Genomic DNA, 5,426 nt, shown 5'->3' with positions numbered 1-5,426 from the left:
AAGGTAGCACTATCTTATTTATAGATTATTATGAATAAATTAAAATTTATATTTTTTATTTCAATACAAGTTATTTTAAGTAATAACATTGCAATCTATGCCCAAAAACAACCTAATGTCATCTTAATTCTAACAGATGACCAAGGGATTGGAGATTTAGGGTGTCAGGGGAATCCATGGTTGAAAACGCCTAATATTGATGCATTTTACAAGGAATCTGTGCGTATGACTGATTTTCATGTGAGTCCGCTTTGTTCACCTACTCGTGGTGCTATAATGACTGGAAAATATCCCATCAATAATGGTGTATGGGCAACTTTTAAAGGAAGAGATATATTGTCATCTAATAACAAAACGATGGCAACAATTTTTAAACAAAATGGATATAAAACAGCATTGTTTGGTAAATGGCATTTAGGTGATAATTATCCAGTACGACCTACTGATTGTGGTTTTGAAACTGTTATTAGCTTTAAGTCTGGAGGTATTGGGGAATTATCAGATCATTGGGGAAATAGCTATTTTGATGATGTATACTATGTAAATAATAAACCGAAACAATTCGAAGGCTATTGTACAGATATTTGGTTTAATCAAACTATGAAATATATTGATAAAAATAAAAATAAACCGTTCTTCATCTACTTGCCTCTCAATGCACCACATGATCCACTTATCGTTGCTGAGAAATATGCAGCACCTTATAAATCATTGGAAGGAAATAAAATAATTGATGCCAATCTTTACGGTATGATTGCTAATATTGATGAGAACTTTGGTAAACTAAATCAGTTTTTAAAAGACAAAGGATTAGACGAAAACACGATTGTTATTTACATGAGTGATAATGGAACTCGTTTTGGGTATAATAAAAATGGAAAGTTAGGTTACAACAAAGGATTCGAAGGTATTAAGGGTGACAAATTAGAAGGCGGACATAGAGTGCCGTTTTTTATCCGTTGGCCTAAAGCCAATATTCAAGGAGGAAAGGATAATAATCAATTAGTTGCTCATGTAGATTTGATTCCTACTTTGGCAGGATTATGCCAGCTTTCGATTCCAAAAGAGATGGGACTTTACGGAGTGGATTTCTCGAAAGTATTAGTTAATCCACAACAAAAGCTAGAAGACCGTTCTGTGTTTATTCATCATAGGCAAGATTGGCGTCCACCAATGGATGTGGATCAAACCTGTATTTTGCAAGACCAATGGCGTTTAATTAATGGAATCGAATTATATGACATTAAAAAAGACACCAAACAAAAACAAAATCTAGCGGCACAATATCCAAAATTAGTTCAGAAGTTGTTGACGCAAAATGCAGTTTTTTTAAAAAAATCAAAAGAGAATGCTGTCTATAATGAACTTCCGGTAAATACCATTGGTAATCCAGCACAAAAAGAAATCACTTTAACCATTCAACATGCCATCGGTGAAGATGCTGGAATTTGGAAATGTGAACAAATAGCCCAAGGAATCAAAAATAAAAACAACATCCATTCGATTGAAGTGGAGCAAGATGGGGATTATCTCATTTCTTGTCGCAGATGGCCTAAAGAATGTTCTGGACCAATACTTGGAATACCTATTGAAAATCCAAAAAAATTATTTCAATATAAAACTATTCAGCCCCAAAAAGTTCAAATAAGTATTGCTAATCAAATTTTTGAAAAAGAAATTAAACCAAATGATGAGGAAGTAGTCTTTAATATCCATCTTCAAAAAGGGAGAACAGTATTAACTAATGATTTTGTCGAGGGAAAAGAAAAATTCGGAGTCTATTACACTTATATAAAAAAACAATAAAAATGAAAAAAACACATTTTCCAAAATTAAATGCCTTAGTTATTTTAACACTAAGCCTGTTCTCTTTCAATACAATACAAAGTCAAGAAAAACCTAACTTTATAGTTATTGTTGCCGATGATTTAGGGTACAACGATGTTGGATTTACGGGGTCAAAAGAAATTCTAACGCCTAATTTGGACCGACTAGCTAAGAATGGAGTTGTTTTTAAAAATGGTTATGTGACTCATCCTTATTGTGGTCCTTCTCGATCTGGATTAATTACAGGAAGGTATCAAGCACGTTTTGGAATGGAAATCAATTTAACTAATTCTCCTTTTGACGCTCATAATGGACTACCTGTTTCTGAAAAAACTTTTGGTAATAGATTAAAATCAGCAGGTTATAAAACAGGGATAATTGGTAAATGGCATTTGGGGTCTGCGTATCCGTTCCACCCTAATAATAGAGGATTCGATTATTTTTATGGCTTTTTATCTGGTGGACATTCCTATTTCCCAGAAACTGTTACTACAACTTTTCCTTTATATACAAAAAGTGGAACGGCACATTATTCTGCTAATGAAGGAAGTTATTGGCCTTTAAACCGTAACGATAATTCAGCTGAATTTACCGAATACCTAACGACAGCTTTGAGTCGTGATGCTGCAAAATTTGTAAAAGAAAGTGACAAGCCTTTTTGTTTGTACTTAGCTTACAATGCACCACATGCACCCCTTGAAGCTCCAAAAGAGTTAATTGAAAAATACGGTCACATTGAGCACAAAGAAAGAAGAATTTATGCCGCTATGATTGATGCTATGGATCAAGGAATTGGTATGGTTATAAAATCTCTGGAAGAATCAGGAAAGCTTGACAATACCGTGATTTTCTTTTTATCTGATAATGGTGGAATTGTAGATAAATCACGTCCTGAAACGCAACCAAGAAATGCTACTCACGATTGGGGTGACAATACACCTTATAGAGGAGGAAAAGGAAGTATGCTTGAAGGAGGGAATCATGTCCCATTTTTAGTGCATTGGCCTAAAGGATTGAAAGCTGGAAAAACCTATGATTTACCTATTTCATCATTAGATATAACGGCTACGATGGTCGCTTTAGGAAATGGAGACGCATCAGGTGAGCTAGATGGAGTGAATTTGATTCCATTTGTGCAAGGCAATGACAAAGGAGTGCCTCATGAAGCCCTTTACTGGAGAATGGATGACGGTAAAAACTGGGCAGTTCGTACTCCTGAAACCAAATATCTTTTAGCAAGAGGAGAAGCAGGTGGAGGTAAAATACTAGTGGATATGGTCAAAGATCCTTATGAAAGTAAAAATATAATTGCTGATAAACCTGAACTTAGAAAAAAACTAGCTGATATGTGGAATGAATGGAATGCTAAAAATCAGCCAAGTAAATATTTGCAATCAGGGGATTATCAAAAACAACGTCTGAAGTTTTATAAAGACATGAGAAAACGTTTAGACAAAGAAGCTGAGGGTAAGAAACCATTAATAATTGATTAATACAATATGAAAACGTACCAACATTTAGGAATCCTATTTTCAGTGTTTATTTCGGTATTTAGTACCAATGCACAAAATAAGCATAATATTATTATTTTATATGCTGATGATATCAGCGCTAGAGAATTACCCATTTATGGTTCTACAGTATGGAGTAATCTTAGTGGAGGAGATACCTCAGACAAAAAGTTTAGAGCACAAACACCTGTTTTAGACAAATTAGCCAATGACGGTTGTTTTATTAAAACGGCTTGGGCATCAACTATATGTGGGCCTAGTCGTGCTATGATGATGACAGGGCGTTATGCACATCTTCACAAATGGTGGTTTAACAGCGATAAAGGAAAAGCACCTGATGGGAAAAAATCTTGGGATTTATACGATAGTTCTCCACACACCATTGCTCATGTTGCCAAAAAAGGAGGATATGCAACTTACTGGGCTGGAAAAACTCAAATGAATACGGAAGGATTTCATTTTGACGAAGGCTGTTTTACTCCTGGAGGCGAATCGAATGAAAATGCGTCTTTTTCTGAAGCATACAGCGATTTTAGACTAGAAACTAAAAAAATTGACGGACAGAAAAAATTAATCAATGTTGATACAGGTTTAGCTATTGAAAAAGGATATGCACAGTCAGGATGGTATTGGAAACCGAATGTACAATTATTGAACAACCCAAAATCGGCTTCTTCATTAGAAAATTGGCCTAACAATAAAGTTGCCATCGATACTTTTGGATTAAACACCTATGGTCCTGACGTAGAATTGAAATTTATTTTTGATTTTATGGAGCGTAAACATAAAAGTAAAACGCCATTCTTTGTCTATCATACCAGTCATTTAGGACACGACGCTTTTGATTTCTTAAATCCAAATTCAGGAAATAAATGGCCAGGAACACCAAAAGTGAGTTGGGATGGTAAAAAATACAGCCGTATGAAACCTAATGTTACAGGTGATAACGGAGTGTATGATTCACATGGAACAATTACTGAGTCTTGAATTTACAATCATGTAAATTACTTGGATTATCAAGTGTGGTTGTACATGAAAAAACTAAAAGAATTAGGAGAAGAGAACAATACCATTTTTATTTTCTGTGCTGACAATGGAACAAGTGGATACGGAAAGAGTATGGTTAATAGTCAAAGAGGAACTCATGTTCCGTTTATTATTTATGCTCCAGGGATGAATTTAACCAAAAAAGGAAAGCAAGATATATTAGTGAATATCTCTGATGTACTACCAACAATAGCTGACATTGCAGGGGTCAAAATCCCGGATGATTATGAAATTGACGGAAAAAGTTTGATGCCTTTTTTAACTACGAAACAAGATAAACATCGTGATTGGATTTATGGATATCAAAAAAAGTCCCAAATTATTCGTGGAAATTTAGTTTTGAAAGACGGAAAAGATGTTTGGTGGGATGTAAATAGCAATCCAAGTGATTTAATCAGTTTTTCAAAAATAACCGATTGGAATTCCGTATCAGAAGCACATAGAAAAGAGCGAGATGAATTAAACAAGATACTTCCAAAGTTTGATTTACATGCAACGGAACATGATGCTCCTAAAAAAGGAATTGGTACTATAAAACCATTGGAGAAAATAAAAAAATAAGTAGTTCTCACCGTAGATAAGATTAATTTATAAGTTAGATAAAAATAAAATGAAAAAAGTTATAATTCCATGTTTGATATTCCTTTTCCAATGGAATGCAAACGCACAATTTTTTGATAAAATCAAAAATGAAAGAGTTACTTCCAATCAAAGTATTGAATGGAAAAACTTTGGACCAGGAATGTCTGGTTATAATGAAGAGTTTTGGTGTCATCCTACAGATAATAATGTGATGTTCATGGGACCAGACATGCATGTAAGTTATGGAACATGGGACGGAGCTAAAACTTGGCAAACTATCAAAGACTCAGATGGAGATGGTCTGGATTTAGAACGTGTATTAGATATTGTTTTTTCTAAAAAAAATCCTGATTTCGGTTTGGCTTTAGAGAGAAGAGGAAAAGTATTCAAATCATTGGATAGAGGAAGAAGTTGGAAATTATTATATACGATTCCAGGTAATGAAAAAAATCCATTCAA

Annotated in this window: 5 protein-coding genes; all 5 read left to right on the top strand. The window is 34.2% G+C overall.

Annotated elements, in window-relative coordinates:
- Positions 1–30: 30 nt before the first annotated feature.
- Entirely contained in the window at positions 31–1,806 is a 1,776-nt protein-coding gene (locus WBQ70_RS07005) for an arylsulfatase (RefSeq protein WP_423912181.1), read from the top strand.
- A 2-nt stretch (positions 1,807–1,808) separates the two neighbouring features.
- A complete protein-coding gene (locus WBQ70_RS07000; RefSeq protein ID WP_423912179.1) occupies positions 1,809–3,320 on the top strand; it encodes a sulfatase family protein in 1,512 nt (503 codons plus the stop codon).
- A 6-nt stretch (positions 3,321–3,326) separates the two neighbouring features.
- On the top strand, positions 3,327–4,325 hold the full coding sequence (locus tag WBQ70_RS06995; RefSeq protein WP_423912176.1) for a sulfatase-like hydrolase/transferase: 999 nt from the start codon (positions 3,327–3,329) through the stop codon (positions 4,323–4,325).
- Complete coding sequence (locus tag WBQ70_RS06990; RefSeq protein WP_423912183.1) at positions 4,326–4,946, top strand: sulfatase-like hydrolase/transferase; 621 nt, start codon at positions 4,326–4,328, stop codon at positions 4,944–4,946. It begins immediately after the preceding gene.
- 49 nt (positions 4,947–4,995) lie between these two features.
- Positions 4,996–5,426, top strand: a 431-nt coding sequence (locus tag WBQ70_RS06985; RefSeq protein WP_423912173.1) for a WD40/YVTN/BNR-like repeat-containing protein, incomplete at its 3' end; no start/stop codon positions are given.

The sequence above is a fragment of the Flavobacterium sp. genome, from assembly GCF_049590715.1.
Classification (GTDB): domain Bacteria; phylum Bacteroidota; class Bacteroidia; order Flavobacteriales; family Flavobacteriaceae; genus Flavobacterium.
This window is presented reverse-complemented; position numbering and strand designations above follow the sequence as displayed.

What these genes read in the sequence shown, in the direction of transcription:
- WBQ70_RS07005 (WP_423912181.1), top strand. Translation starts at nt 31, where the DNA reads ATGAATAAATTAAAATTTATATTTTTTATTTCAATACAAGTTATTTTA.
- WBQ70_RS07000 (WP_423912179.1), top strand. Translation starts at nt 1,809, where the DNA reads ATGAAAAAAACACATTTTCCAAAATTAAATGCCTTAGTTATTTTAACA.
- WBQ70_RS06995 (WP_423912176.1), top strand. Translation starts at nt 3,327, where the DNA reads ATGAAAACGTACCAACATTTAGGAATCCTATTTTCAGTGTTTATTTCG.